The sequence below is a fragment of the Mycobacterium sp. Marseille-P9652 genome (assembly GCF_902652685.1).
Lineage (GTDB): Bacteria > Actinomycetota > Actinomycetes > Mycobacteriales > Mycobacteriaceae > Mycobacterium.
In genome coordinates, this window is the sequence record NZ_CACRUY010000001.1 from 107,129 (window position 1) to 132,456 (window position 25,328).

The 25,328-nt window shown below is 65.3% G+C and carries 23 protein-coding genes, 1 tRNA gene and 1 pseudogene; 15 read left to right on the forward strand and 10 right to left on the reverse strand.

Annotated elements, in window-relative coordinates; all coding sequences use genetic code 11:
* Positions 1-3: 3 nt before the first annotated feature.
* Positions 4-1,173 carry a cation:proton antiporter gene (locus GPY60_RS00340; RefSeq protein WP_231639210.1) on the reverse strand — a complete coding sequence of 390 codons (1,170 nt, stop codon included), beginning with the start codon at positions 1,171-1,173 and terminating at the stop codon, positions 4-6.
* 136 nt (positions 1,174-1,309) lie between these two features.
* Complete coding sequence (locus GPY60_RS00345; protein ID WP_156685584.1) at positions 1,310-1,786, reverse strand: winged helix-turn-helix transcriptional regulator; 477 nt, start codon at positions 1,784-1,786, stop codon at positions 1,310-1,312.
* An 86-nt stretch (positions 1,787-1,872) separates the two neighbouring features.
* Here GPY60_RS00345 and GPY60_RS00350 point away from each other — a divergent pair, with 86 nt between their 5' ends.
* The 3 genes from GPY60_RS00350 to GPY60_RS00360 all read left to right on the forward strand — a co-directional run bounded on the left by GPY60_RS00350 (position 1,873) and on the right by GPY60_RS00360 (position 4,225).
* Positions 1,873-2,373, forward strand: coding sequence for a tautomerase family protein (locus GPY60_RS00350; protein ID WP_156685585.1), 501 nt, complete (start codon positions 1,873-1,875; stop codon positions 2,371-2,373).
* A 968-nt stretch (positions 2,374-3,341) separates the two neighbouring features.
* Positions 3,342-3,587 carry a hypothetical protein gene (locus tag GPY60_RS00355; RefSeq protein ID WP_156685586.1) on the forward strand — a complete coding sequence of 82 codons (246 nt, stop codon included), beginning with the start codon at positions 3,342-3,344 and terminating at the stop codon, positions 3,585-3,587.
* A gap of 62 nt (positions 3,588-3,649) precedes the next feature.
* Positions 3,650-4,225, forward strand: a complete 576-nt coding sequence (locus GPY60_RS00360) for a hypothetical protein (RefSeq protein WP_156685587.1) — start codon at positions 3,650-3,652, stop codon at positions 4,223-4,225.
* 43 nt (positions 4,226-4,268) lie between these two features.
* Here GPY60_RS00360 and GPY60_RS00365 read toward each other — a convergent pair whose 3' ends face one another.
* Entirely contained in the window at positions 4,269-4,538 is a 270-nt protein-coding gene (locus tag GPY60_RS00365; RefSeq protein ID WP_156685588.1) for an SHOCT domain-containing protein, read from the reverse strand.
* A gap of 265 nt (positions 4,539-4,803) precedes the next feature.
* Here GPY60_RS00365 and GPY60_RS00370 point away from each other — a divergent pair, with 265 nt between their 5' ends.
* The 8 genes from GPY60_RS00370 to GPY60_RS00405 all read left to right on the forward strand — a co-directional run bounded on the left by GPY60_RS00370 (position 4,804) and on the right by GPY60_RS00405 (position 13,609).
* A complete protein-coding gene (locus GPY60_RS00370; RefSeq protein WP_156685589.1) occupies positions 4,804-5,139 on the forward strand; it encodes a hypothetical protein in 336 nt (111 codons plus the stop codon).
* A gap of 54 nt (positions 5,140-5,193) precedes the next feature.
* Positions 5,194-7,716: a heavy metal translocating P-type ATPase gene (locus GPY60_RS00375; protein ID WP_231639187.1), complete on the forward strand. Its 2,523-nt coding sequence runs from the start codon at positions 5,194-5,196 to the stop codon at positions 7,714-7,716.
* 35 nt (positions 7,717-7,751) lie between these two features.
* Positions 7,752-8,342 carry an L-2-amino-thiazoline-4-carboxylic acid hydrolase gene (locus GPY60_RS00380; protein ID WP_197283475.1) on the forward strand — a complete coding sequence of 197 codons (591 nt, stop codon included), beginning with the start codon at positions 7,752-7,754 and terminating at the stop codon, positions 8,340-8,342.
* Between the two features lie 68 nt (positions 8,343-8,410).
* The gene (locus tag GPY60_RS00385; protein WP_231639189.1) at positions 8,411-8,905 is read left to right on the forward strand and encodes a pyridoxamine 5'-phosphate oxidase family protein; all 495 of its coding nucleotides are present in this window, start codon (positions 8,411-8,413) and stop codon (positions 8,903-8,905) included.
* 214 nt (positions 8,906-9,119) lie between these two features.
* Positions 9,120-9,410, forward strand: coding sequence for a metal-sensitive transcriptional regulator (locus tag GPY60_RS00390; protein WP_156685752.1), 291 nt, complete (start codon positions 9,120-9,122; stop codon positions 9,408-9,410).
* Between the two features lie 199 nt (positions 9,411-9,609).
* Positions 9,610-10,518: a hypothetical protein gene (locus tag GPY60_RS00395; protein ID WP_197283476.1), complete on the forward strand. Its 909-nt coding sequence runs from the start codon at positions 9,610-9,612 to the stop codon at positions 10,516-10,518.
* 762 nt (positions 10,519-11,280) lie between these two features.
* Positions 11,281-11,937, forward strand: a complete 657-nt coding sequence (locus GPY60_RS00400) for a DUF5134 domain-containing protein (RefSeq protein ID WP_231639191.1) — start codon at positions 11,281-11,283, stop codon at positions 11,935-11,937.
* 799 nt (positions 11,938-12,736) lie between these two features.
* A complete protein-coding gene (locus GPY60_RS00405) occupies positions 12,737-13,609 on the forward strand; it encodes a universal stress protein (RefSeq protein WP_156685593.1) in 873 nt (290 codons plus the stop codon).
* 154 nt (positions 13,610-13,763) lie between these two features.
* Here the strand turns inward: GPY60_RS00405 and GPY60_RS00410 are convergent.
* The 4 genes from GPY60_RS00410 to GPY60_RS00425 form a co-directional block, all read right to left on the reverse strand.
* Positions 13,764-13,840, reverse strand: a tRNA-Met gene (locus GPY60_RS00410).
* A 109-nt stretch (positions 13,841-13,949) separates the two neighbouring features.
* Complete coding sequence (locus tag GPY60_RS00415) at positions 13,950-14,174, reverse strand: deoxyribodipyrimidine photolyase (protein WP_156685594.1); 225 nt, start codon at positions 14,172-14,174, stop codon at positions 13,950-13,952.
* A gap of 177 nt (positions 14,175-14,351) precedes the next feature.
* Positions 14,352-17,342 carry a UPF0182 family protein gene (locus GPY60_RS00420; protein WP_156685595.1) on the reverse strand — a complete coding sequence of 997 codons (2,991 nt, stop codon included), beginning with the start codon at positions 17,340-17,342 and terminating at the stop codon, positions 14,352-14,354.
* A gap of 139 nt (positions 17,343-17,481) precedes the next feature.
* Positions 17,482-18,504, reverse strand: coding sequence for a YlbL family protein (locus tag GPY60_RS00425; protein ID WP_156685596.1), 1,023 nt, complete (start codon positions 18,502-18,504; stop codon positions 17,482-17,484).
* A 78-nt stretch (positions 18,505-18,582) separates the two neighbouring features.
* On the opposite strand from GPY60_RS00425, the gene GPY60_RS00430 reads away from it, so the two are divergent.
* From GPY60_RS00430 to GPY60_RS00445, 4 genes and pseudogenes are all read left to right on the forward strand, one after another.
* Entirely contained in the window at positions 18,583-19,935 is a 1,353-nt protein-coding gene (locus GPY60_RS00430; RefSeq protein ID WP_197283477.1) for a zinc-dependent metalloprotease, read from the forward strand.
* Positions 19,936-20,011: 76 nt separating this feature from the next.
* Positions 20,012-20,749, forward strand: coding sequence for a C39 family peptidase (locus GPY60_RS00435; protein WP_156685598.1), 738 nt, complete (start codon positions 20,012-20,014; stop codon positions 20,747-20,749).
* A 69-nt stretch (positions 20,750-20,818) separates the two neighbouring features.
* Positions 20,819-21,397: pseudogene (locus GPY60_RS00440) on the forward strand (cyclodehydratase); the annotation flags it as partial.
* A gap of 101 nt (positions 21,398-21,498) precedes the next feature.
* The gene (locus GPY60_RS00445; protein ID WP_156685599.1) at positions 21,499-22,332 is read left to right on the forward strand and encodes a hypothetical protein; all 834 of its coding nucleotides are present in this window, start codon (positions 21,499-21,501) and stop codon (positions 22,330-22,332) included.
* 77 nt (positions 22,333-22,409) lie between these two features.
* Here the strand turns inward: GPY60_RS00445 and GPY60_RS00450 are convergent, their stop codons facing one another.
* From GPY60_RS00450 to GPY60_RS00460, 3 genes are all read right to left on the reverse strand, one after another.
* Positions 22,410-22,997, reverse strand: coding sequence for a hypothetical protein (locus tag GPY60_RS00450; RefSeq protein ID WP_156685600.1), 588 nt, complete (start codon positions 22,995-22,997; stop codon positions 22,410-22,412).
* A gap of 48 nt (positions 22,998-23,045) precedes the next feature.
* A complete protein-coding gene (locus GPY60_RS00455) occupies positions 23,046-24,107 on the reverse strand; it encodes a hypothetical protein (RefSeq protein ID WP_156685601.1) in 1,062 nt (353 codons plus the stop codon).
* Positions 24,108-24,528: 421 nt separating this feature from the next.
* Positions 24,529-25,314, reverse strand: coding sequence for an abortive infection family protein (locus GPY60_RS00460; protein ID WP_231639193.1), 786 nt, complete (start codon positions 25,312-25,314; stop codon positions 24,529-24,531).
* Between the last annotated feature and the right edge of the window lie 14 nt (positions 25,315-25,328).

Sequence of the window (25,328 nt, forward strand, 5' to 3'; positions counted from 1 at the left end):
GAATTACCTTGCGGCGTGCGTGGATTCACCTTCCTCGGCCGCCCGCTTGCGGCCCGCGACGGAGCCGGCGATCGAGGCGGTTGCGATGGTCAGCAGAGCGCCCAGCATGAGGGCCGCCGGCTCGCCCCGAGCGAGGAGGTGCTGCTCGGTGCCGATGGTGGCGGCCGCGACCGGTACGCCGAGCTGGGCGGCCGAGAGCACGGCCAGGGTCAGCGGCTGGCCGACTAGCCGTCCGATGCAGTGCGCCACCACGGCGCCCAGCCCGAGGGCCGCCCCCAGCAGGATGAAGGCGGGGTGCGACCCGAGCTCGCGCACGTGTAGCGAGGCGCCCAGCCACACGAAGAACAGCGGGCTGAAGAAGCCTTCCGTCATGCCGAACAGCTGGCGTGCCAGCCGTCGCGGTTCCCCCACCTTCGAAATCACCAGGCCGACCGCGAAACCCGCCAGCATGATCGAGACATGGGTGGTCACGGCCAGCGCCGCCAGTGCGAACAGCACGACCAGGTTGGACCGCAATTCCAGGGCGAAACGGCGCTCCTCGGAGTATTTGTGCACGCGCCGGCGCCAGCCCCGGTGGTCGACGAAGCGCAGCAGGACGAAGAACACCCCCGCGCACGCGGCGACCGCAAGGGCGCCCAGCGCCGCCGTTGGCGCGTGCCGGACGTCGATCACCAAGGGCAGCAGGACGATTCCGGCGGTGTCGGCGATCGCGATCTGCGCCGTCACGGAGAGGACCGCTTGGCCGCGCAGGCCAAGCGAATCGATGATGGGCAGGGCGAGGGCCGCCGAGGACGAGGTCATCAGGACGGCATAAAGGGCGGCGTGTCCCGTTCCGAACGCCGCGGCGATGCCCAGCCCGAAGGCGACCGCGACGACGCCGGCCAGGGCTGCCCGCGTCAACGCGCGCGGCAGCTCCGAGCGCAACTCCCTTCCGCGGAGCGGAACATGGGTGCCCACGACGAACATCACCAGGGCGAAGCCGATGTTCGCGAGCAGCTGCAACGTCGGATTGGTGACGTCGAGGACGTCGATACCGGTCTTGCCGAGGACCATCCCGGCGACGAGCTCGCCTATCACCACCGGCACCCGCAGCCGCGGCACCGAGGCCAGCAGCGGGCCGGCGAGTCCGACCGCGGTCAGCAGCGCCAGCGTGTGAAAGCCGAAGCCGTGCACGTCAGCGGCCTGGCGGCGGCGCGCTGGGCCGGTGATCGGCCCGACATGGGATTGCCACGGAGCCATTGTGCAGTCCTGGGACCGAAAGTCGGTGGAGGCTGGGGCGGTTCCTCGTTCCGGGCGGAAACGGGCTTGATCAAGGGGCGAGCAGTTTTGCACCGGGGCCCGGGACAGGCTCGGTGTCGCGCGCAGTGACCGGGGTGTGGTCGTAGGTGCAGCGAAGGACTGCCTCGACCCGCTTGCCGCAATCGCGGTGGCGCACTTCCACAGGGGGACCGTCTCGGTCGGCCTCCCAGCGATCGCCCCACTGCATGAGAGCGACCACCACAGTCAACAGGTCGAGCCCCTTCTCGGTGAGGCGATACTCGTGGCGCTCACGTTGCCCGGGCTCCCGGTAGGCCACTCGTTCCATGAGGCCCGCGGCCACCAACGTGGCGAGTCGCTCGCTCAACAGGTTGCGCGCGCATCCGATGCGCGCGTGGAACTGCTCGAACCGTCGCGCGCCGTAGAACGCTTCGCGCAGCACCAGCAGGGTCCACTTTTCGCCGACCACGTCGAGAGCGCGCTTCACCGAACAGTTCTCGGCGCTGTAGCGGTCCCGATCGGCGAGCATGTCGCCAAGGGTACCAGGGTTTGACATCGCAACTCAGCCATGGTACGCCTGGGTTGCAAAATTAAATTCAGAGCTATCACACCCACTTGCAGGAGGTCCTCACCATGCCGATGCTCGACGCCTATATCCCCGAGGGAGCTCTCACCGCAGACGCGGAGAAGGCGCTGTTGAACACGCTGACCGATGTGCTGCTCGAGCACGAGGGGGCCGACCCGACCAATCCGGCCGCGCGGGCGTTGGCCAAGGTGTGGCTACATCGGCCCGCGGGGGTGCTGCACGCCGGTCAGGAACCCGAGATGCCGCACTATCGGGTGATCGCTTCGGTTCCCGAGGGTCAGTTCGACGACGAGCGCCGTGCCAGCATGGTGGCCGCTGTGACCGAGGCGATCCTGGCCGCCGAAGGCGACCGGTACGACGGCGATCCGTTGCGGATCTGGGTATTCGCCAACGAGATTCCCGACGGTACGTGGGGCGGCGGCGGGCGCATCGCGCGGCTGGCCGACATTGCCGGGATGGTCTTCGGTGATGCGGACAAGGGCCGCGAGTACGCCGAGCGGCGACTCGCCAAGCGAGCGTTACCGGTCTAAGCCCCTTCGCCGGTCTGGTAAGAGGCCGCGGACGGCACGTCGGTCGTTCGAGTAGCCCGCGGAAGGCGCCACTTCGAGGCGGCGACTCCGCGCGAGTCGGATGGTCATGGGGCCCATGCACCTCATGCACAGCACAATCGGGAAGAAAATGGCCCCCGGAGGACTCTCCGAGGGCCATTCTCGTTTAGTAGCGGGGACAGGATTCGAACCTGCGACCTCTGGGTTATGAGCTACGGGCTGGGAATTTTCGGGTGTCCGCGTGGTCTCGTTTGCGCAGCTCAGCGGGTGTCAGGCGTCCCGTTGCTTCGGCCATGTCCCACTGATTCGGGGCGGTTTCGCGGCGTTTTGTTCCCAAATTTGTTCCCAAATCTTCCGGCCGTGGACAGCTCGGTCTTGATCAGTGGTGGGGCGCCGTTGGTCCCGTCGTCGAAGGCGTTTGCTGACCCGGAGGCCCCATCGGGCCGCCCGGACCCATTCCGCCTGGCCCCATCATGCCGCCTTGTCCCATCATGCCGCCTTGTCCCATCATTCCGCCCTGGCCCATCATCGGGCAGTCACCACTGTGGCCGCCGTAATACCCTCGCTGATGGCCGCTTGAAGACCAGCCCAAGACCAACCCCGAGAAGAAGATCACGGCCACGACGAAGACCGTACCGGCGACGATCAGGACCCCCGCCGCGACTTGACTTAGGCGGCTACGCGCACCGTATCCGCCGTCGTACCGAGTTTTCCCAGTCGCGGCGGTCGGTTCAATCGTGGATTCAGGTGTTTCTGTCATGGTTCGAAGGATGACATCAACATACCCAACCGGGGTAGGGACTATTGGCCCTAAGAAGTGCACATTGCTTATGTTGTCAGCGTGCTCAGACTGGCTCGAGAAGCCGGACCCGACCAGCTGCCAACGCTTGACCACAATACCCTACCGGGGTATAGTTCATGGAATCAGTTACCGCTTGGGAGGCCCTGCAATGACGACGTGGTATTGCGGGAATGGCTGGGGCTGGTGCGGCATGGTCGTCCATCTTCCGTCCATGGTGATTTTGGGGGGCCTTGTCTTCAGCGCCATGGCCCTGGCGGTCGGTTTTGCCATCAGGCAGCGCAACGATCCGCCGACCCCGACGGCCACCGGTTCTCGCCGGCCCGAAGGCGCGGTCACGGCGCCTATTAGCCGCAACGAAACGGACAACGACCAATTCTCGCGCCGATTGATGTAGCTCCGCAGCAAGTCTGATGGCCAAGGCCGTTCAAATGATCGAAGTGGGCGGGAGGTCTCGTATTGCCTAGATTCACCCGACGGGCAGCGCTCGCTGCTCTCGGTGCTAGCGCGGTAATGGGTATCGGGTACGCGCTTCGCGGAATCCTTGGTGCACCTGTCCTGGGCATCCGCCTGACCGACGGCGGCATGATGGGTGCAAGTCCGGCCGACATGAGCCTTTACATGGACATGTTCAACCGCCACAACGAAATCACACGCGCGGTCGAGGAGATCCCTGGCGGTGTGCGGACCACCACCCAGTCAAACGCTCCCGACCTCGTAGCGAGGCTGCACGCGCACGTCTCCAGCATGTACTCCCACCTTGACCAGGGCTCCGAGGTCATGTGTATGAGCCAGAGCCTGCCGACGCTATTCCGTAACGCCGGCAGTTACCGCCGGCGACTGACACTCACGCCCACGGGCGTCATCACTGAGGAAACCTCCGACGATCCCGCCCTCACCGATACCATCCGCGCCCATGCCCGTGAGGTCACGGGGTTCGTACGCGATGGAATGCCCGCAATGATGCAAGGCATGATGGGCCAGGGCGGAATGATGGGACCCGGCGGGATGATGGGGCCGGGTCAACGGCCATAATCGCCTGTGCTGAGATTCTTGAACTCTGGAGTAGCGAGCTTTGTCACCGATGTGCGTGTTCGCGCAGCACAGCTAGTCGGTCGCGATATTCGGTCTCGTTGATCTCGCCGCGCGCGAACCGGGCGGCCAGTACCTGTTCGGGCGAGGCTGTCGCAGTTGTGCCCAGGGGGATTTTAGGCTCGCGGCGATCTCCGCTGACGTAGGCGACGAGTGCAACGATGCCCGCGATAATCAGCCCCCAGAACAACAGCATGCCGATGCCCATTCCCGCCCATCCCCACCACCCCATATTGTGGTCGTTCCAGTACATCACTGTGATCGCCTCCCATCGGACGGTCCGAAAGCTATTCCCTCGCCGTTAGTTTGACTTGCCACAAACCGGTCGTTCGGCGCCGGTCGGCACAAGCGTCCGGGACCTTTGACCCCTTTATGCTGCGGTAGCCGTTGTCGGTGGGCTAGAGACCTATTTCCCCGAAAACAAGTGACTCAAGTCCCTACCCCTAGGGGGTATAGTGGAACGATGCTGGACCTGGCGTGCAGCGATCCGCGCTGCGCTAGCGGAACAGGTAGGCACCGTCATGGCGGCGTCCGGACACACCACGAGTGGCTACGGGGCTGCGCTGCTGATCGGCGTGCTATTGCTGCTCGCCTTGGTCGCAAGTACGACTGCGCGGATCATGCACGCCTACCGAGCACGCGGCAACGAAACGGCGGACGAGCTCCCGGACCGGCTGTCCGATCAATTGCCGTCGGATATGGGTCCAAGCCTGTGGCGGTGTCAGGCCCTTATCGCCGAGGCGATCATTATCCGCCAGAGGCTGTCTGGGGAGATCGATGCCGAGACCTACCAGACCCGCATGAATGCCCTCGCATGTCAGGCCAGCTCCGCGCGCCGTCCACAGCGCAACGTCTAATCCGTACCTGCTGTCGAGGAGTCCATGATGTCTAGCGTTGACATTGCAGTCTTGGTGGGCGGGGCCCTGGCCATCTCCGGGTTGGCGTGGTACTTCTTTGCCCCGCGCCACGCGCGTGCCGCCGCGGTCACCGAGGGGGTGCAGCGGATACAGGTGACGATCCGCGGCGGGTATAGCCCCAACGTTGTTCAAGTGCGCCAGGGCATTCCGGTGGAAATCGACTTCGACCGGCAGGAGACCGGGGATTGCACCTCGCGAGTGGTCTTTCCCGACCTCCATCTCTCGGCGGCACTGCCCGCGCATCAACACACCACCGTGAGGTTCACCCCTGAACAGGCAGGGTCGTTCGGGTTTGCCTGCGGCATGAACATGATTCACGGCACACTGATCGTCACCCCCAACGGGACGGCCGCTGGACCCCCCGAGGCCGAAAAGCCCAACGCCGCTTCTGCTTACACGCTGCCCGACGGCGTCGGCGAGCCTCTCGCCGCGGAAATCGAGGCCGCGCAGGCCGAAGATCGGCGCGCCGAGATCGCCGACCTGACCCGCCGGGTCGTCATCGGCGCGGTGCTTACCGCGCCGGTGTTGTACGCGGTGATGGCTCAACCGGTGGGCGCCCGTTGGGTGCCGACGGTTTTGCTCAACCACTGGGTGCAGCTGGCTTTGATCACCCCGGTGATGTTTTACGTCGGGTGGCCGATCCATCGGACCGGTTGGCTGGCGTTGGCGCACCGCAGCGCCGACATGAACAGTCTCATCACCCTGGGCACCCTGGCGGCCTACGGCTACAGCCTGCTGGTCACCGTCGCACCGGCGCTGTTTCCCCCCGAGGTCCGCGATGTGTATTTCGAGGCAGTCGGGGTGATCCTGACCTTGATCATGCTGGGCCGGCTGCTGGAAGCCCGCGCCAAAGCAGGCACCGGCGAAGCCATTCGGGCCCTGCTGGGCCTACAGGCCCGCACCGCGCGCGTGCTGCGTGGCGGCGCCGAAATCGAAATACCCGTCGACGAGGTCATCGTCGGCGACGAGATCGCGATCCGGCCCGGGGAGAAAATCCCGGTCGACGCCACGGTGCTGTCCGGACAGTCCGCTGTCGATGAGTCGATGGTGACCGGCGAATCGATGCCAGTCACCAAACACACCGGCGACATCGTCATCGGCGCCACCGTCAACACCACCGGCTCGTTGCGGGTGCGCGCAGCCAAAGTCGGTGCCGACACCATGCTGGCCCAAATCATCCGAATGGTGCAGCAGGCACAGGCGTCACGAGCCCCCATCCAGCGGCTGGCTGATGCGATCTCGGCTTACTTCGTGCCGGTCGTAATCGCCATCGCCATCGCCACGTTCGCGATCTGGTTTGTCGCCGGCCCGACACCCGCGTTGACGCAGGCGTTGGTATCGGCGGTGGCGGTGCTCATCATCGCCTGTCCCTGTGCGCTGGGCCTGGCCACCCCGCTGTCGATCATGGTCGGCACCGGCAAGGGGGCAGGGGCAGGCATTCTGATCCGCTCGGCCGAGGCGTTGGAGACCGCGCACAAACTTGACACCATCGTGCTGGACAAGACCGGCACCATCACCGCCGGCAAACCAGCCCTCACCGACATCCACGTCACCGGGACCGTCGCGGAGAGCGAACTGCTCATGCTGGTTGCGGCCGCCGAAGCCGACAGCGAACACCCCATCGCCAGCGCTGTGGTAGCCGGCGCCCGGGATCGCGGCATCAGCGTTCCCTCCGTGTCAGGTTTTGATTCATTTACCGGCAAGGGGGTCCGAGCCACCGTCGCGGGCCGCAGCGTGCTCGTCGGCACTGCGACATTGTTGGCCGAAAATGCTGTCGACACAGTCGAACTCGAGCGCATCAGTGCCGATCTGGCGGCCGCGGGCAAAACCCCGATCCTCGCTGCCGTCGACGGTCACCCCGCCGGGGTGATCGGGGTGGCCGACACCGTCAAGGACGACTCCGTCGCGGCGATCGCCGCGCTGCGCAAGCTGGGCCTCCAGGTCGTGATGATCACCGGAGACAACGCCCGCACCGCAGCTGCGATCGCCCGTCAGGTCGGAGTCGAGCGGGTGCTGGCGGAAGTCCTGCCCGAGCACAAGGCCGACGAGATCCGCCGCCTGCAAGCCGAGGGGCGACGGGTCGGCATGGTCGGCGACGGCATCAACGACGCCCCCGCCCTGGCCCAAGCCGACGTCGGCCTGGCCATCGGCACCGGCACGGACGTGGCCATCGAAGCCGCCGACATCACCCTGATTTCGGGATCACTGGCCGGGGTGGTCACCGCGATCCGGCTCTCGCGTGCCACCATGCGCAACATCCGGCAGAACCTGTTCTTCGCCCTGATCTACAACGCCATCGGCATCCCGCTCGCCGCGGGCATCCTGTATCCGCTTCTGGGACTCCGACTCTCACCGATGATCGCCGCCGGCGCGATGGCGCTTTCGTCGTTGTCAGTGGTCGGCAATGCCAACCGCCTGCGGCGCTACCAGGTTGAACGGCTGCCCGCCACCGAACCACCCGCGATCGAGCCTCAGGTGGAAATTGGTGGCGCGCAACGCCAGAGCGTCACGACCTGACAACGACGGACGTTGGATGCCAACCCATGATGAACATGCGAAAGGTCACGACCCCGCTGCTGTTGTATCTGCTGCAGAACGAGGTGCGCTTCCCGAGGCTGTTTCTGCTCAGCTGTCGCCTCAGAATCGGTCGGTTCAAACGGAGGATTGATCCGCGCTTTCCGGACGAGCTCATCGAGCTGGCGGCCCTTCCGCTGTGGGTCTATCTCGACCTCAAGCAGCGACTCGGCCAGGCGAAGGCCTTCGAGATAATGCGGGTCGCGATCCTGACCGGAGGTGTTGTGCAGTGGAACCTGGCCTACCAGACCGTCGAGAGGGCGCGCAGTTTCGCGAATCTGTGCGATCTGGAGCTTGAGGTCAACAAGACAGGACCGACACGCTGGAACACTCTCGAGGTCGTTGACCGCACGGATCGGCGCTTCGAGATCAAGATCGCCCGCTGCCTTTATCACGAGCTCGCGAGTTCGCTCGGGATACCCGAGATCACGCCGGTCATCTGCCAGATCGACAACGCCGCCTTCAACGCCTACCTCCCCGACCGCGTGACATTCCACCGCGGCGGACCGGGCCGGCGCATCGCCGACGGGAAGAGCGAGTGCCAATTCATCTGGGAGGTCAACGATTGAGAGCACCACGTGCCCGCACCGAGACGATCGCCCGCACTGCCGCGAGCCGGGGTGTGACGCTCAATCGGGTGCTGCGCGAGCTATCAGCTCACAATTTCGCTGTCCTCTCAACCGTCGACGAGCACGGATGGCCGGACTCAGCGGGGGTGAACTACGGCACCTTCGCCCGCGGAGACGCGCTCGAGTTGTACGTCATGACGAGGCGGCATCTGAAAAAGGCGCGAAATATCGCGCACAACCCGCAGGTCTCGCTGGTCGTGCCCCTGCCCCGGCGAGTATTGCGATTCGTCCCCCCGGCGACGATCCAGTTACGTGGTCGTGCCGAAATCCTCGACAGGACCGACGCGGACGGGATCAACGCCTTCCGCGGCTTCTGGATGGGCCGACAGATTCTCAGCGCTTATGAGAAATCCCGGCGCAGAGGCGAAACGCGAGTCTGCTTTCTCAGGATCACACTGGACCCCGTGATGCGGACCTATGGGGTCGGCCACAGCATCTGGAACCTCCGGCGGCACATGGAGGCCGCCACCGGCACTGTTAACTTCGGCCGCCGCCAGCGTTAAGGGCATGGGCTGCCACGCTGCCGGATCCCGATAGCTTGACCCTCGATTGTTCATACCTTGCGGGTGATTTCATTTCCACGGTCATGGCCAAGACATCACTTTGATGTACCCCCATGGGGTACAGTGGAGCAAAGATGTCATTGGTGGCCAATCCAATCGTCAGTACGCGGCTATGCCCGAGACGACCCGATGACGACAAATGCTGGAAGGTCAAATGGAAACGACACGCGGTTATTCACCGCATAAGGACACCTACGCCAAGCGACTGCGCCGAATCGAGGGCCAGGTCCGGGGCATCGCAAAGATGATCGACGACGACAAATACTGCATCGACATTCTCACCCAGATCAGCGCGGCCAGCAGTGCTTTGCGGTCCGTGGCGTTAAACCTGCTCGACGACCACCTTGACAACTGCGTGACCCAAGCACTTGCTCAGGGCGGAGACGAGGCGAACGTGAAGCTGGCCGAGGCCTCCGCGGCTATCGCACGACTTGTTCGCTCTTGACCGCGACCGCACCGGCGGGCGAACCAAGTCCGAACCATCGTTTCATCAAAAGTTCTGCGCACGTGCACTGGCAGACGCGTTGAACAGCGTAAGTCAAGAGAAAGACGAGGGTGTGTCTCTTAAGGCGTGAGGTGCGCGCTTGGCGAGGGGTCGAGTACGCTTAGGATACCCCGCAGGGGTAGAGCGGTACGCTGACCTCATGGCCATTGCCAGCCTCGCTGGTCGCCGCATCGCATTCGTGGGGGCGGTCTCGGCTATCGCAGCAGTCATTGCGATTGGCGGCTGTAATAGCGGCACTTCGAATCACACGGCAGGCAGCAAGTCGGGTACCTCGGCTCCGTCGACCGCGTCCGGGACTTCAGGCATGCCGGGGATGACCGAGCCAGGACCCGCCCGCGACGGGCTATCGGCGTCGGAAATCGGGTTCACGCTCGTGCCCGGCGGCACGACGATCACGCCAGCCGCGGCCAATACGTTCACGTTCCGAATCACCGCCCCTGACGGCGTACCAGTCACGCGGTTTCTGCCCGAACAGACCAAGCTCATGCACTTCTATCTCATCCGCTCGGATCTGACTGGTTTCGCCCACCTGCACCCCAGCATGGCAGCCGACGGCACATGGAGCGTAATCCTGCCCGCGATGACGCCGGGTGACTGGCGGGCCTACACCCAATTCACTGCCCTTCAAGCGAGCGACGTCGTTGTGCCCTTGGTGCTTTCGACGCCGCTGACCGTGCCAGGGGAAGCAACCAAGGCGCCGATGCCGCCACTTAGCAACACTGCAAGCGTCGATGGCTACACGGTTACCGTGTCAGGTCAGGCCGTTGCCAGCCAACATAACGCACTCACGTTAGATTTCAGCGTCAATGGTCAGCCGGTCACAGACCTGCAGCCATACCTCGACACCTTCGCTCATGTCACCGCCATCCGTTCAGAAAACCTTGCATTCGCGCACCTTCACCCCAGCAACCCGATCAACAGTGATCATGGCGGCCCCACCCTGAGCATCGAGTCCGCCTTCCCCGCCGCCGGCGACTGGCGGCTGTTCATCGAGTTCCAAACCGCCGGCACCCTGCACACCGCAGAAACGACCATCCACGTTGGATGATGGCGCACCACGCCGTCTGCTTGGCTCAGCGTAACCGCCGAATGCTTTGGCGGCCTTGAGCGCTCGCGTTGTGATCGAGATCGATGCGGCCGCCGCCGTGATGACACGCAGCGAAATCGGACACCGCGTCGCCGCCGGCAGAAGAATGCAGACACCCATCGGTAGCGACAGGTCGGCGCCCTCGTACCTGAGGTGTTGTTCAGACCATCGCTACCAGATAGGCACAGTTGCGACTTGACCCTATATACCCTACCCGGGTACTGTTCCCGTATGGACGAAATTAACACCTGCCACTGCAAATCCACCGGTTGTACCTGCGGCGACTCCGCCTGCTCGCAAGCGGGCGGCTGCACCTGCGGTCACCCCGATTGCACGTGCAACGACTGATCACCTTTGAGCCAAGGCCTCGACACCCCCCGGTCGAGGCCTTGGCTCATTTCACGAGCCATGCACCACCAAGCGCCATTTGCAGATGACTGCGCCCCTTCCACAGCCGAGATATCCAGCGTCCGAGGGCATTTACCGGCCTACTCGATCCTCTCGACGGCACCCAACAGCAGTAACGCCAGAACGTCAACAAAGCCGCCCACCGGGCGACAGCCTCGGCGTCGGGTTCGGCGAGGAACTAGTCGACGTACCGAGAGGCAGAGTTGTGAAGAACTCAAGCCGCGCAACCCGTCGCGGGCTTACAGCACCCTTGTGTGCTGAACCGATACAACCATGTCACCTGCTGGCAGCCGTGCAGCACTTAGCATTGGCACCATGTCTTCGGGCCTGATGGGTGATGTCGCAATGCGGTGGGTTGTCACCATCCTCTTCGCCGCGAGCACGACAACATACGTGTATATCCTTGTCGCCCAACGTGCCCGCTGGACAAGCACTGCGAATCACCTGTTGCACCTCGTGATGTCGGTGGCGATGATCTTGATGGCTTGGGGCGTGGGAATGAGCTTGCCAACAGCCGCGCCGATGATCTTCTTTCTGTTGTCGGGCCTCTGGTTTGGACATGCGGCTAGTCGAACATCGACTACTGCTGGTGACCGACTAACCAATGGCTACTACGCGGTGATGATGGCCGCCATGGCCTGGATGTTCGCGGTGATGAGCGGCGGACTGGCGGGCCAGATCGCTCGCACATCAGATCAGGCAGAGCCAGCTGCGGCTGCCATGGATATGTCCGGAGCGGAAATGCCGGCACACGAGACGTTCTCGGCTGAACCTGCGACTGGGTGGATCGCCGCAGTGAACTGGATCGCGGCCCTCGGATTCGCGGTCGCCACGCTGTATTGGGCATGCCGTCACCTCGCTAAGCGCCGAACCATCGCGGTGCCGCATGCCGCGCAGCTCGCACGCCTGGAGCCGCTACATCAGGTGTGCAGCGCGGCCGGTACAGCCCTGATGTTTGGGGCGTTGCTGTAGCGCACGCGGCGGACTCGGTGGTCAAATCGGGCCGCGCATCGGTATCAACGCGGGGCGAATCCGGGACGGTCTCGCTGATGTGCAAGCGACTCAACGGTAAAGAGCCCCTGGCCAACTTCGGCGCAACAGGTCCCCTAGGGTAGAGACTTCTAATGCCACGGTCTCCTCGTCGTAGCGGATCCGGATTCATGCGACCTCAAGCCGCCCCGCGATGGCTTCTCCAGCCCGCTCCGCCGGGAGGGCGGGGTTGCGACCCTATCCTCGCTGCCTGTACTGAACGAAACCTTCGCTAACGCGTATACCCCCTAGGGTAGAGACAAATGACATCGAGAAAGTGACTTAAGTCCCTACCCCCAGGGGGTATAAGTAGCGACGCTGTCAGTATCGGGACATCACTATCAGAACGGAGAGTCCGATGAAATCTCAAATGCGGATGGCGCTGGGAGTGTTCGGCGGTGCAGCCATGATTGCCGCGGCCGGGTTCGGACTTACCGGTGGTCACTCGGTGAGCAGCGCGACTCCCACCACGTCGCCGGGGCCGGCCCCCGCGACCGCCGTGGCCCCGGGACCGGACTTCGCAACCGGAACCCAGCCTGACTCACCGAATGGGTGTATCCCCGGGGCAAACTGCGGCCCCGGCCCCACCCACCCACAGCCACACCCCTGAACCGCACGACGTTCGGGTAGTTGTGTATAGCCAGACCGGTTCGAGCAGGCTGGCTTCGCAATATACGGGCGCATAGGGCCAGATGAATGCACGACATCTGGCCCTGCCTGTGATCTGAAAAGGAAAGCCAACATGGCGGGCGGAAACCAACATCTCGGTGTTGTAGTCGGTGTCGACGGGTCCGCCGCTTCCGATGCAGCAGTGCGGTGGGCAGCCCACGAGGCGGTACTGCGTAAAGTTCCGCTCACGCTTGTGATCGCAACATCGACCCCGTCTCGGGCCGCCGCGTCGACCCCTTCCGAGTTGCGCGAAGACGAGGAACCCCCTTCCCATGCCATCCTCGACAACGCGGTCAAAATCGCGGAAGACACCAATAAGGACGGCGGGCAGGCTGAAATCAACAGGCAACTGCTCCATTCCGCGCCAGTGCCCACGTTGGTCGATATGTCTAACGACGCAGACATGGTCGTGGTCGGCGCTCGCGGGCTGGGAGCGGTGCAAAGCCTGTTACTGGGATCGGTCAGCACCGCGCTGATCCATCACGCTTACTGCCCCGTCGCCGTAATCCACAGTGGAGCTTTCCTGCCCTCACACGAGTCAGTGCTGCTGGGAATCGATGGATCACCGGCCTCGGACCTAGCCACCGCTATCGCGTTCGAAGAAGCATCGTTGCGGGGCGCGCGACTGGTGGCGCTGCACGCCTGGCGCGATAGCGACATAGCCCATATCCCGAGCCTGGAAGAGTCCGCCCAGCGGTCGGCGGCGGAGGAAACCCTGGCCGAGCGGCTGGCCGGTTGGCGGGAACGCTACCCCGAGGTCGAGGTAACCCGGATCGTGGAATACGACCGGCCAGCGACTCGTCTTCTTGAGCACTCCAAACTCGCACAGCTTGTTGTCGTCGGCAGTCGTGGCCGTGGCGGCTTCGCCGGGATGCTACTCGGATCGGTCAGCACTGCCGTGGCACAAGCGGCCGGCACCCCGGTGATCGTTGCCCGCAGCCACTAGCCCTTTCCAAATTACGAGACTCTGCTACTCCCTGTCTGGTTCCGCCAGCACGGCCGTCTCTTTCCAGATTTCATTACCGAAGCTAATGTTCCCAAGTGTGTTCCCATACGGAAAGAAAACGGCTCCCGGAGACATCTCCGGGAGCCGTTTCACCTGGTAGCGGGGACAGGATTCGAACCTGCGACCTCTGGGTTATGAGCCCAGCGAGCTACCGAGCTGCTCCACCCCGCGATGGTGAATGCAAGGTTACCGAACGCGCGTCACGGCCGCCAAATCGCGCCCTGACCAGCGGCTACGTGAGAGGCACGAGCGGCCGACGGAAGGCGCCGGCCGCGACGCGTCACTTCTTGCTGGGAATGACGATGATGACGATCAGCGTCAGGATGGAGAAGAACAACCCCAGGATTCCCCAGCCCAGCGGGTTGCGGCCCTTGGCCATGGCGATGATGCCGCACACGATCGCAGCGATCACGCTGCCGATCGCGACGAAGATGCCCTTGATCCCGCGGAGGATCAATCCGGCCGCAAGCGGATCAGAGCTGGCCAGGATCATCGAGTGCAACATGTCGGGCCCCTTTCTTGGAAGCCTCTAGGTAATACCCAGGCAGAGCCGCTTCTAGGCCCGGCCGCCCATGCTAAAGGCTGACACCGGTCCGCGAGCGTGCGCAGAATGCCGCGATCTACGGCGTGTCGGCGTACAAACACGCACGCTCGCGCCAATGAAGGGGTGGAGTGCCGCGCCTTACTTGGCCGCGTTGTACTTGTTGATCGCGTCGTCGAGTCGCTGCAGCGCCGCGCCGTAGCCGGCGAAGTCGCCCTTCTTCTGGGCGTCCTTCGCCGCGCCGAGCGCCGCCTGGATCTCCTGCAGGGCCGCGGCCTTCGCCGGCGACAGCGTCACCGACCCGTCGGGGACCGGCGGAATCGCGGTCGGCGGCGGCGTCGGCGTCCCGCCAGGCAGCACGGGCGGCGTAGCCGGGCCCGGGGGTGCGTTCGGGGGTGAGCCCCCGTTGTCGGTGGGTTGGATCCCCGTCGCGGCCGCGCCGGCGCCCGGCCCGAACAAGCCGTTCAGTGCGTCGGAAACCGTTGGGCCGTAACCGATCTTGTCGTTGTACATCATCGCCACCCGGATCAGGCGCGGGTACGACGAGGCCGCATCGCTCGCCCCCGGCGAGGCATACACCGGTTCGACGTACAGCAGCCCGCCCTGCCCGACCGGCAGCGTGAGCAGGTTGCCCCAGCGGATGCGGTTCTGGTTGTCGCGCCCGATCACACCGAGGTCCTGGGACACCGCCGGGTCGGTGGTGATCGCGTTGTTGGCCAGCTTCGGGCCGTTGACGTTGCCCGGGATCGTCAGCACCGTGATCTTGCCGTACGTCGCGGGGTCGGAACTAGCGCTGATGTAGGCGGCCAGGAAGTCGCGCTTGAACCGGTTCATCGCGCTGGTCAGCTGATACGACGGCGAATTGTCGCCCTTCAGAATATTTTTCGCGACGATGTAGTAGGGCGGCTGGTAGCTGCTGGCGGTCGGGTTCGGGTCCAGCGGCACGTCCCAGAAGTCGGACGACGTGAAGAACGTCCCCGGGTCGTTGACGTGGTACTTGGCCAGCAGCATGCGCTGCACCTTGAACATGTCCTCGGGGTAGCGCAGGTGCTCGGCGAGCTCGGGGGTGATGTCGCTCTTGGGCTTGACCGTTCCCGGGAAGACCTGCATCCAGGCCTTGAGCACCGGATCCTGCTCGTCCTGCTGGTAGAGCGTCACGGTGCCGTCGTAGGCGTCCACCGTGGCCTTGACCGAGTTGCGGATGTAGGAGACCTGCTTGTCGGGCTGCAGCTTGTTGAACGCCACCTCGTTGGAGTCGGCCGTGGCCGACGACAGGGAGGTGAGCTCGGAGTACGGGTAGTTGTCCAGCGTGGTGTAGCCGTCGATGATCCACACCAGCCGCTTGTTGACGATCGCGGGATACACCGCGCTGTCGGTGGTCAGCCAAGGCGCCACCGCCTCTACCCGCCGTGCCGGGTCGCGGTTGAACAGGATGCGGCTGTTGTTGCCGATCACGCTGGAGAACAAGAAGTTTCGCTCGGCGAACTTCGCGGCGAACACGCTGCGCGACAGCCAACTACCGATCCGCACTCCCCCGGCGCCGGCGTAGGTGTACCGCTTGGTCTCGGTGTTGGTCTCGTAGTCGTACTCGCGGTCGTCACCGTTCTTGCCGACGATCGCGTAGTCGGCCGAGGTGTTGGAGATCACCGGGCCGAAGTAGACGCGCGGCTGGTCAAGCGCCGCGGGCCCGTCGGACACCACCGTGCCGTTCGCCCCGACGACGTTGACCAGAAACTCCGGATAGCCGCCGTTCTGATTCGGATCGTTGGCGATGCCGCGCACCGTATTGGCCGGCGACGCGATGAACCCGTTGCCGTGGGTGTAGACGGTGTGCCGGTTGATCCAGTCGCGCTGGTTCTCGATCAGCCGGTCCGGGTTGAGTTCGCGGGCGGCGACGACGTAGTCGCGCAGCGCGCCGTTGCGGTCGCGGTAGCGGTCGATCGAGAGCTGATCGGGAAAGTAGTAGAAGTTCTTGCCCTGCTCGAACTGCGTGAACGCCGGGCTGACGATCGTCGGGTCGAGCAGGCGGATGTTCGAGGTGGTCGCCCGGTCGGCCGCCACCTGCTGGGCGCTGGCCGGGGCGTCGCCGTTGTAGTTGCGGTAGGTCACGACGTCGTCGGTCAGGCCGTAGGCCTGCCGCGTGGCCGCGATGCTGCGGCTGATGTATTCGCTTTCCTTGCGCTGGGCGTCGGGCTTGACGATGAGCTGTTCGACGATCAGCGGCCACCCGGCGCCCACGATCATCGACGACAGCAGCAGCAGCACCAGACCGATCGCCGGAATCCTCAAGTCCCGCAACGTGACCGCGGAGAAGACGGCGGCCACGCAGATCAGCGCGATGGCCATCAGGATCAACTTGGCGGGCAGCACCGCGTTGATGTCGGTGTACCCGGCGCCGGTGAACGGCTTGCCGCCGCGCGTGTGCGACAGCAGTTCATAGCGGTCCAGCCAATAGGCGACGGCCTTCAGCAACACCAGTAAACCGACCAGCGTGACCAGTTGGATGCGCGCCGAGCGGCTCAGCGCGCCGGTGCGCCCCGATAGCCGGATTCCGCCAAACAGGTAGTGCGACAACAGGTTCGCCACGAAGGCCAGGAACACCGCCACGAACAGGTAGCTGAGCAGCAGCCGGTAGAACGGCAATTCGAACGCGTAGAAGCCCAGGTCCTTACCGAACTGCGGATCCTTGATGCCGAAATCCCCGCCGTGCAAAAACAACTGGACGCGCACCCAGTAGCTCTGCGCGATGATGCCGGCGAGCAGGCCGATCGCCACCGGAACCCCGACCCCGACGACCCGCAGCCGGGACATCACGACCGCCCGATAGCGCGCCACCGGGTCGTTGTCGCTGCTCGGCACGAACACCGGCCGGGTGCGGTATGCCACGGCCAACCCCGCGAACACGATGCCGCCCACCAGCACGCCGGCGATCAGGAACACCAGGATGCGGGTGACCAGCACGGTGGTGAACACCGACCGGTAGCCGAGCTCACCGAACCACAGCCAGTCGACGTAGGCGTCGATCAGGCGCGGGCCGGCGAGCAGCAAGGCGATCACACCCAGTGCGATCAGGATCAGAATCCGGCTACGCCGGGTCAGCTTCGGCATCCTCGCGGTGGGCCGCATTCCCACGGGCTACGTCTCCCTGATCGTCGGCCAGCATCTGCTCAGCTGGCGCCGTCCTGCTGTCCGCGGTTGCTGTGGTGGCCACCGATTTGTCTGGACGGTCACAACTGTACGCATCACGGACGGTGGCGTCGGCGGGCTAGAACTAGCACCTCGGCGGCTGGCCCCCCGACGTGATCGCATGCAGCGCGTCGACCGCCTGGCTGAGCGTCTCGACCTTCACCAGGCGCAAACCGGAGGGGTTGTCGGAGTTCGCCTCGTAACAGTTCTTCGCCGGAACCAGGAACACCGTGGCGCCGGCGGCGTGGGCCGCGGCCATCTTGTGGGTGATGCCGCCGATCTGGCCCACCTTGCCGTCGACGGAGATGGTGCCCGTGCCCGCGATGAAGTTCGACCCGGCCAGGTCGCCGGTGGTGAGCTTGTCCACGACGGCGAGGCTGAACATCAGCCCCGCCGAGGGGCCGCCCACGTTGGCGAGGTTGAAGTCGACGACGAACGGCGCCCAGGGCGCGTCCAGCACCGCGACGCCCATGAACCCGTAGTCGCGGTCCTTGTTGGTGCCGAGGGTGATCTGCGCCACGCCGGCGGGCTCGTTCTTGCGGCGGTAGTCGATCGTCACGACCTGGCCGGGCTTGCTGCTCTTGAGCATTCCGGTGAACTGTTCGACGCCCGTCACCGGCTTGCCGTTCACCGCGTCGATCGCGTCACCGGCCTTCAGCTTGCCCGCCGACGGCCCGGGGTCGGTGACGTTCGCGACGGTCACCGCGACCGGGTACTTCAGGTAACCCAGCGCGGCGTACTCAGCGCTGTCCTCGGACTCCTTGAAGTCGGCGTTGTTGGCCTTGTCCACTTCCTCGCGGGACTTGCCCGGCGGGTACACCAGGTCGCGCGGAATCAGCTGCTCCTGACCCGAAAGCCACAGCGTCAGCGCCTCGCCCAGGCTGAGCTGGTCGCGCTGGGACACCGTCGTCATGTTCAGGTGCCCCGTCGTCGGGTGGGTCTGGGTGCCCTCGATCGCGACCACCTGCTTGCCGTCCACCTCACCCAGCGTGTCGAAGGTGGGGCCCGGACCCAGCGACACAAACGGCACCGTCACCACGGCGAGCAACACACCGAACACCACGATCGGTACCAGCGCGACCATCAGGGTCGCAATCCGCCTGTTCACGCCGCTTACCCTAACCGGGCGCCGCCGCGACACGTTCAGCTACGAGCGTGACCCGAGATCGCGCGTCCGGTTGGCGCGGTGAGTACCGTTGACGGTATGCCTGACCTGCCTTTCGGCTTCTCCAGCGGAGAAGACCCCGAAAACCGCGGCAAGAAAGACCCGGAGTCCGACGCGGGCGCGTTCGGCATGGGCGGTGACTTCGGCATGGGCGACCTCGGGCAGATCTTCACCCAGCTCGGCCAGATGTTCAGCAGCGCCGGCACCATGACCGCGGGCGGCCAGACGTCGGGACCGGTCAACTACGACCTCGCGCGGCGGGTCGCGTCGAGTTCGATCGGCTTTGTCGCACCCATCCCCTCCGCCAGCGAGAAAGCGATCTCCGACGCGGTCCACCTCGCCGAGACCTGGCTCGACGGTGCCACCGCGCTGCCGGCGGGCACCACCCGCGCGGCGGCGTGGCGGCCCAACGACTGGGTCGACAACACGCTGGACACCTGGAAGCGGCTGTGCGACCCGATGGCCGAGCAGATCTCGTCGGTGTGGGCGTCGTCGCTGCCGGAGGAGGCCAAGGCCATGGCCGGCCCGCTGATGGCGATGATGTCGCAGATGGGCGGCATGGCGTTCGGCTCGCAGCTCGGCCAGGCGCTGGGCCGGCTGTCCCGGGAGGTGCTGACCTCCACCGATATCGGTCTGCCGTTGGGCCCCAAGGGAATTGCCGCGATCCTGCCCGACGCCCTCGAGTCGTTCTCCGCCGGGCTCGAAGAGCCCCGCAGCGAGATCCTGACCTTCCTCGCCGCTCGCGAGGCCGCGCACCACCGGCTGTTCAGCCACGTGCCCTGGCTGTCCAGTCAGCTGCTCGGCGCGGTCGAGGCCTACGCCAGGGGCATGAAGATCGACATGACCGGCATCGAGGAGCTGGCCCGCGACTTCAATCCCGCCACCCTGTCCGACCCGGCGGCCATCGAAAACCTGTTGGGCCAAGGTGTTTTCGAGCCCAAGGCCACGCCGGCGCAGACGCAGGCGCTGGAGCGGCTGGAGACGCTGCTCGCGCTGATCGAGGGCTGGGTGCAGGTGGTGGTGACCGCCGCCCTGGGCGACCGCATCCCGGGCGCGGCCGCGCTCAGCGAGACGCTGCGGCGGCGCCGGGCCAGCGGTGGGCCGGCCGAGCAAACGTTCGCGACGCTCGTCGGCCTCGAGCTGCGGCCCCGCAAGATGCGCGAGGCCGCCGCGCTGTGGGAGCGCCTGACGGAGGCCGCCGGCGTGGACGCGCGCGACGCCGTCTGGCAGCACCCCGATCTGCTGCCGTCCGCCGACGACCTCGACGAGCCGGCCGGGTTCATCGACCGCGTCATCGGCGGGGACACGAGCGGCATCGACGAGGCGATCGCCAGGCTCGAGCAGGAGGGCGACCCCGGCCCGGCGGAGAGCTAGGCTCTCCGCTTCACGCTGCCGGGCTGCCGCCCGAGTGTTACGTTGCAGACCAACCGATGGTCTTAGCGAGCGAAAAATGATCCCCTCCCGGATCGCCACCGCGGTGCGCGCCGCGCTGGCATGCGCGTGCGTCGCCGGCGTCCCAGTGGTTTCGGCGTGCAGCTCGGCACCGCCCTCGACGCATGCGGCGACCTCGCCGGTTACGACAGCCACCAGCGGCACCCCGGCGAGCGCGAACACGGCCGCCGACGGGGTTTACGGCGATCCGGAGGCGGCGGCCAAGTACTGGGTGCAGCAGTCGCTGGAGGACACCTGCGGGCTCGCGTCGGTAGCCGACGTGGTCGGTGAGGTCACGGGCAATGCTCCGACCGAGACCCAGATCATCACGCTGGCGCAGCACACACCCTCGGTCATCCGCGACGGTCCGATCTACCTGCCCACCGGCGACCCCGGCCACGAAACGGAGAAGGGTGGCATCGACATGGCCGACACCGTCGTCCTCCTCCAGCACTACGGCATCAAATCCCAGATGTTCTACGACACCGAGCCCGACAAGACCGGGCTGCCGGCGCTGGAACAGTATCTGGGCGCCAACCGCAAGGTGATCGCGTGGGTGAACGGCGGAACGATCCTGGACAGCAACGACCAGCGATCCTCGCCCGACCACTTGCTCGTCGTCACCGGGATCGACACCAACGACGAGACCGTTCACCTCAACGACCCCTACGCCGACCACGCCAACACGAAGGTCAGCATCAAGCGATTCATGACCGCGTGGAAAGTCGGGCAGAAGTCGATCGTCGTCACCGCCTGACGGAGCGGCAGGCGGGCCCTGTGGATAACTGATCCGGACGGTTCCGCGGGCGTGGCACAGTCTCGGTTCATGTCATCGGCCGTGCTCTCCCGGTATGCGTTGGACCCGGCGATGCCGGTGCTGCTGCGGCCCGACGGCGCCGTCCAGGTGGGCTGGGACCCGCGCCGCGCCGTCCTGGTGCGCCCGCCGGGTGGCCTGGCCGCCGCCGAACTGGCCGCCCTGCTGCGGTCGATGCGGTCGCCGACGCCGATCGCCGATCTGCAACGGCACGCGGCGCGCAGCGGGCTGGGGGACGCCGACGGGCTGCGCCGCCTCGTCGAGCAACTGGTCGGCGCGGGCGTCGTCACCGAGTGCGGCCAGTCCCGGGGACGGGCGGCGTCGATCCGGGTGCACGGCCGCGGGCCCCTGTCGGAACTCCTCGTCGACGCGCTGCGCTGCTCGGGGGCCCGGGTGGCCCACAGCAGCCAGCCGCACGCCGGGGTGTCGCCCGACGCCGTCGATCTAGTGGTGCTCGCGGACTACCTGGTCGCCGATCCGCGCCTGGTCCGCGAGCTGCACGGGCAGGGCGTCGCGCACCTCCCGGTACGCGTGCGCGACGGCACAGGCCTGGTCGGGCCGCTCGTGGTGCCCGGCGTGACCAGCTGCCTTGTATAGCACTAAGGGGGCCTACTTACGTATCGGTTCACCTCCCGCCAGTTGTCACCCACCAGAGGGATACTGGGAACACCCGTTCGAGAGGAGGTCAGATAGTGCTGACGATGGTGGCGGTCATCGTGGTCGGGTTGATGGCGTGGGTCCTGGCAATGAACGCTGCGGCGCTCTGGCGACATGCCGAACTGCGACAGGACTACCGACAGACGGTGCGGGCGATCCGGTGGTGGATGTTCCTCCTGGCACCCGCTGTCTTGTTCGTTGTGGTAGCGGTATCCGCTGCGCTGATCTATTTTCTGCCGTCAATGGCGATCGGTTGGTGGCGACTACTCGGAGGCCAGGGCAACATCGTGCTCGGCCGGACCCACAATGCTGGCATTGGCTGGCACCTGATGGCGATTGTGTTACCGGTCGGATTCGGGATTCTCGTTCCCCAGCTTGCAGCCGACGAAGAGTTTAAGTACCGGTTGGGTTCGGAGGACGAGAACCTCCCGCAGCGGTTGCTCCGGCAGTTCCTCTTCGGCATGCGTCACCTGCTGATGGGTATTCCGATCGCGGCAGGTCTGGCGCTGACTTTCGGCGGCCTGTACTACATGGCCGTGTACCTGCGGGCTGTCCGGCGACTCTCACCCGAGATTGAGGCAGCGATGCAACCTCCTCGGTTCGAGCGGCTACCCTACCCCCGCATGGCCGGGACGGCCCGAAGCCGTGAAGACTGGGAGGCACACGACCGAGAGTGGGAGCGGGTCCACGCCGAGAACAGCCGGCTGTTCGACGAATGGGCTAACTCTCTCGAAGACTTTCCCGAGGCAGCAGCGGAACGCGTCGCGCGATTGAAACGCCGGGCCGTGTTCGAAGCCGCCGCCGCGCACGCCGTCTTTAATTGGACCCTCTTAGGCATCCTCGCGGTAATGACGCTGGTCATGCTCTGACTACCCGGGGGCTGCCTGCGTGTCATAACAGGGAATGACCTAACCCATCTACATGGTGGAAGCCGCCCCGCTGGGGACTACGTGCTGTCCTCGGCGTCGTGCGCAACCTCTATGGGGTCTAGGTTTGCCGGGTCGACGACGTACTCGTCCTCACCAGGACGGAGGACATGAAAGTGGGCCAGTAGCTGACTAGCGCCGACCGTGACGGTCCACAATTTGCCCGGCTTCCAGTCGGGCCTGTCATACCGACGACGCTGAAACCACACAGCCCGGTCACGGTCGACGGTCCACGACATTCCGGTTCTCTTTACACCGCCGCGCCACAGCGTGAGCTTGAAGTCTGGCGGCGGGGGCGGCCAACTCGGCGGCCAACTCACGAAAGAATCTTCGATATAGCCGACAGCCCGGAACATTGCCAGCCACTCGTGGGTCGGCAGACATTGCTCAGGTGGGTCCGACCCTGTCCACGCATAGGCGATAGCGATGGGACGCTGCTCGTTCGGAAGGATTTCCCACAGCCGGGACAGCAGCAAGGGCTGTTCGTTGGAAACCCCGAAGCCCAGTTCATTGACCAGTGACGTCCAGAGCGTCGTTGGGTCGGCCTGCATTCGGTTGACCGCTTCCTCGATACGCGCATCCACATCACCCTGCCCGGCGTTGGTCATGCCTGCGCTCCGAGCACGGCGAGCGCGCTCGACTTGATCAACGCAGGGTTATGCCCCACGACGTTCCCTTTGCCAGCACGCCTCGCAGATGCCGCGGTCGCGGCTGATCGGTGCCCAAAGCGGTTGATGGCAGGTAGAGCAACTCGCTTCTGGTTCGGGCAGCTCGGGGACGCGGCGCGGTGGCGGTTGGGCTGAGGGGGCCGCTGGTAGTAGCGGTGCACGTTTCTCGACTGCCGGGCGGTCGGTCGGGTGCGCGGTACATTCGCGGGTGACAGCTTGCACGATTTCCCGCTGCCGTGGTGTCGAGCCGTCCGGTTTCCAAAGCGACGCCCCAGGCCCAGCGCACGAGTCGATGACCTCGATGGCCTCCTTGTAGGCGAGGCTGACTTGCCCTTTGGCACCTGTCGCGACGGCGACAATCTCGCCGGCGGGCATTAGGACGGCCAATTCGTCGAGCAGCACCGCGGTCGGCTCGCGGCGATACCACCAGCCCGAGGGGCGGCTGCCGTCCCGTTCGCGAATCAGCTTGCCGATGATCACGCGGGCGCTGTTGGCCGGCGGCATAACGTCCCAGCCTCGCACGGTCAGCCGGGCGGTTGGAACATGATCGGCCCAGTCGGGGTCGCGTTCGGTGTCGCTTACCCACGCCGTGGGCCAGCCCGCCTCAAACGACTTCATTGCGCGGACCTTGGCCCGGGCTCGTGACAGCTGAGAGCGCTGAACTTCAAACCCAACATCATGCAACCCGCTAACCGCGACGTCGAGGCGGGTGCCGTTCCCGGTCGACTTCTCCAGCACCGCGGGCAGGCCGGCCTCGGCGGCGGCCCGGCAGGTGTATTCCGCCTGCCGGCGGTGCTCGTCGGACATGGTGGTTATGCGGTGACAGTGCCCATCAGAGTTGCCGCCCGGGTAATGCCTCGCATAGAAGCGGCCGGTGTGGTGTCGGTAGACGTACATTGGCTCACCGTTGCCCAGGCAGGTGAGCACGGCGGGCGCCGGTGGCGGGTCGATGTGCCCATGCAGGCTGACGATCTCGTTGTAAAGCCCGGCGGGCAGTTCGGCGAGGTCGATGTCGATGCCGCGTGGATTGTAGCGAACGAGGGTGGTCATGCAATCGCGTCGTTCCGGTGGTTCTTGCTGTGCTCGCAGCCGTCGATGAGGGGTCGGCATCAGTCGGCAACCGTGACGTCACCAAGGATAATCCCGCCACGAACCCAGCGTCACGTGCGCCGAGACAACCCGCACCTGGCGACGTCATTTCAGCGACGAGAACCGACAGAACCGATGGCCCTTCGTGTTGCGGCTCGGCATCATCGCGATCATCGCGGGCCTCGTCGTCGGAAACACCAACATCTCACTCGCCTCGGCGCAGGGCATCTCGTGCGGCTCTGCGTTCCGCGGCGGCTCGGGCAGCCTCTACCCGAAGCAATCTCGGGCAGCTCACGCTGTATGGGTACCTTGATGCTGGGCCGACAGTCACCCGATCGACCCTGCAAACGCGCCGAACCTAGTGGGCAAAGCGCACCTTAGGCTACGTCGCTGACCGCTTTGGTTTTTCGACGTGAGTGTCGATCAGAAAGCCCGCGACGGCGAAGCCGGCATTGACGGCCAGCTTCGCGTGCCGAGGTGCGGGTCGGACGGAAGCCTTGCCACGTCCGTGGGAGTCGCTGAGGCTGTTGCGCATCGCCGCCAGCCCATTCACGACGGTGCCTACCCCACTTAGAATCTGCTTGATGATTTGCTCGGTATGTTGATCCGGTGCGATGTCCATAGCCGCCGCAGCCGCCTTGTACAGCTTCGAGAGCTCGCCGCTGTCGTCGTACGGAGCGCCACGCTCTTCACAGATGTGTTTGCAGATGCTCTCCAGCGTGGTCCTCGTCGCGGTGATCGCACCCTCGGGGTCACTGACGACCTTGGCCAGGGCGGAATCCCACGTCCGCCGGACTGCTTCCCAGTCCTCGAGTTGGTCGAGCCTGTCCGAGGCGGCCATTGCGCCCGGCGCAGCCCCCTCGAGCAACATGCCGCGCAACTTGGCGATGTGCTCATCTGAGGGCCTTGGGTACTTACTTGGACCGTCGTATGTGCAGAGGTCGAGCAGGAGGCGACGTTGGTCATCGACCGAGAGGCTATCGAGCCCTGTTTGGAACAGTTCCCAGCGGGAAGGACCGCCACTACCCATGGTGTACGGACCGAGCACGTCGGTGTAGTCGGCGAACAGTTGGTGAATCTCGGGGCCACTGAACCCGGTGTCGCGCGCGAACATATCGGTCGCGAGCTTGACGATGCGATACGGCAACCCGACCTTCGGCTTCGGCACGATCACATCCTTCC